The sequence below is a fragment of the Komagataeibacter kakiaceti JCM 25156 genome, from assembly GCF_000613305.1.
Genome location: NZ_BAIO01000346.1, coordinates 1 through 2,558, shown reverse-complemented (window position 1 = coordinate 2,558; position 2,558 = coordinate 1). Strand labels below are relative to the sequence as shown.

The following is a 2,558-nucleotide window of genomic DNA, read 5'->3' as shown; positions in this document are numbered from 1 at the left end:
CCGCGCCTCGCCATCCGCTGCGATGGCGAGGGCAACGGCAACCGCGCCGCCATACAGCAGGTCGTGCGCGAACTGGGCCGGATTGACGCGCTGGTGTGCAACGCCGGGATCTATCCCTATGGCGACGTGGCCGAGATGACGGATGAACAGGTTGACGGCGTGCTGGGGCTGAATGTCCGCGCCGTGATGATCGAGACCATCGAGGCCGCGCGCCATATGACGCAGGGCGGGCGGATCGTGCTGATCGGCTCGACCTTTGCCGACCGTTCGCCCTTCCCCGGCATTTCGCTTTATTCCGCGTCCAAATCGGCGCTGAACGGCTTTGCCCGCGGGGCCGCGCGCGATCTTGGCCCGCGCGGCATCACCATCAACGTGGTCCAGCCCGGCCCCATCGACACCGACATGAACCCGGCGACGGGCGCGGCGGCGGACCTGCTGCGCAGCTTCATGTGCCACAAGGAATATGGAAAGATCAGCGATGTCGCGGCCGTGGTCTCGTTCCTGGCCAGCCCGGCGGCGGGTTTCATCACCGGGGCCGCGATGACCACGGATGGCGGTCTGGCCGCCTGATCCGCACGGAATGACCCGGAACGATTTAGTGACAGACAGGCGTTTCCGGGCGCCGCCTTTTTTCGGGAAGGCGGCCTTTCCTGAAGCTTTCTGAACGAAGCTCCACCAGAAACTTCCTTAATGATTTGCGGCTACTGCTTCCGCCGTCCCGTCATCGGGGCGGCACGATGGAAATGGGTCGGCCATGCCCCGCCGCCTGCCTGCGGGCGCGGACCACGGCGGTATCCAGCGCTGAAAGAAACGTGGAGCGGTCCGCCCGCGTAAAACCGCGCCCACCCTGCATGATCGCGCCGGTGGAGCGCAGGTCTTCCATGAGATTACGCATCGCAAGCGCCATGCCGATCGCGTCCTCGTCCAATATCCGCCCGCGCGGGTCCAGCACGCAGGCCCCGCGCGCCACACAGCGCGCAGCAAGTGGAATATCGGCGGAGATGACGATGTCATGCGCGGCCACCTGCTCCGCGATCCAGTCATCCGCCACATCCATGCCCTGCGTCACCACGATACGCTCGATCAGGGGCGAAGCCGGAACCGCGATCATGCGGTTGGACACGACAAAAGTATGCAGCCCGTGCCGCTGGGCCACCCGATAGGTTTCATCACGGACGGGACAGGCATCCGCATCAATGAAAATCCTCGTCATGTAGCGCAGCGCGAAACGCGCATCGAAAGGACATGGGCCGGCGCGTCGTACCGGACCGGAAACAGGCGAAAGGAACATGATGACATGCCGCCTGTCCTATGCCGGGAGCCGGGTGACTGGCAAGGATTACCGGCAGGCGGGATCAGGCCGGAACCCATGGCCGAAGTTACGCTCCCGCGTCACTCCGGGCCATGGGGTGCAGGATCAGGCGTAGAGATCAACGCCGTTTTCGTCGCCCTGGGCGCTGCCGCTGCCCTGTGACGAGGAATTGGCGGAATTCGTTGAACCCGTGGTGGTTTCGGAAATGATGTCGCCGCTTGAATCCTTGACGATGGTGGTGATCGAACCATCGCTGTTGAAGACTTCACTCGTCGTCGTGCTGGAGGAGCTTGACCCCGTCGAGGACGATGAAGAAGAAGAGGAAGACGACGAGCTGCTGCTTGTGGAAGATGTATCAAACAGGCTGGCAAGAGAACTGCTGCTGAGACTTGAGACAGAAGTGGACATCTGAAACTCCCCGGTTAAGGTTGATCTGGCAATGTTAAAACATTGTCATGTCACGCTTCCTGACTTTTTGTGTCAAGCACGATCGGCAATTGTTTCATAAGTACACAAAACGACCGTGAGACCGAAAAGAAATTCGGCCGCCTGCCGCATGATTACTGTCAGAGTTCCGGTTCATGGTTACATTTTCATACATATGAACCTGATGTGATCCCGAACGGGCATCAATGGAGTCCTTCTCCATCACCCGCCCCCGGCATGAACCGGACCAGAATCCGGGTCACCGACAGCCCTGTGCGGACAAGGCACAGCGTCCCGGCATCAGCCTGAAACAGTCATGACATGACCATTTCGCAGCCATTCCAGCCACTTTGATCATCCGATTTGATAATTTGGGAAATTGTGGCTGGGGGACCTGGATTCGAACCAGGGCTGACCGGGTCAGAGCCGGTAGTTCTACCGCTAAACTATCCCCCAGCAAGGAGAAAGCGGCGCGATGCGCTGCGGTGAACAGGCATATAGCCGCCGCTCCCGACCCACGCAAGCCCCGATATGACTTTTATGCAAACTTTCTCTTTTGGCTTGCGTTTTATGCAGAACACTCAACACAATAGGTAATACCTCGTCCGTCACCGGGTTTGGATGCACATGGTCCAGCAGACGCTCAGCGCGAAGACACGACAGCAGGGGCACATGCCCCTTCTCTCCCCCGTGGCGCATCGCCGCGGCATGCACGCGCCGCTTTATGCCGCCATCGACCTGGGCACCCACAACTGCCGGCTGCTCATCGCCCGCGCCGGTGCGCAGGGCCTGCGCGTGATCGACAGTTTCAGCCGCGCGG

At 60.9% G+C, this 2,558-nt stretch carries 4 protein-coding genes, 1 tRNA gene and 1 pseudogene; 4 read left to right on the top strand and 2 right to left on the bottom strand.

Annotated features, from left to right (window positions below; translation table 11 throughout):
* On the top strand, positions 1–570 hold a 570-nt coding region (locus tag JCM25156_RS13545), incomplete at its 5' end, for an SDR family oxidoreductase (RefSeq protein ID WP_025813502.1).
* 151 nt (positions 571–721) lie between these two features.
* On the opposite strand, the gene JCM25156_RS13540 is transcribed toward JCM25156_RS13545, so the two are convergent.
* The gene (locus JCM25156_RS13540) at positions 722–1,213 is read right to left on the bottom strand and encodes a YaiI/YqxD family protein (protein WP_025813501.1); all 492 of its coding nucleotides are present in this window, start codon (positions 1,211–1,213) and stop codon (positions 722–724) included.
* Between the two features lie 76 nt (positions 1,214–1,289).
* Here JCM25156_RS13540 and JCM25156_RS29485 point away from each other — a divergent pair, with 76 nt between their 5' ends.
* On the top strand, positions 1,290–1,427 hold the full coding sequence (locus JCM25156_RS29485) for a hypothetical protein (RefSeq protein WP_159104996.1): 138 nt from the start codon (positions 1,290–1,292) through the stop codon (positions 1,425–1,427).
* Positions 1,428–1,481: 54 nt separating this feature from the next.
* Positions 1,482–1,724 (top strand): hypothetical protein, encoded by a 243-nt coding sequence (locus tag JCM25156_RS29480; protein ID WP_025813500.1) that lies wholly within the window; start codon positions 1,482–1,484, stop codon positions 1,722–1,724.
* Positions 1,725–2,120: 396 nt separating this feature from the next.
* On the opposite strand, the gene JCM25156_RS13525 is transcribed toward JCM25156_RS29480, so the two are convergent.
* A tRNA-Gln gene (locus JCM25156_RS13525) sits at positions 2,121–2,194 on the bottom strand.
* A 165-nt stretch (positions 2,195–2,359) separates the two neighbouring features.
* Here JCM25156_RS13525 and JCM25156_RS24445 point away from each other — a divergent pair.
* A pseudogene (locus JCM25156_RS24445) lies at positions 2,360–2,558 on the top strand (Ppx/GppA family phosphatase); the annotation flags it as partial.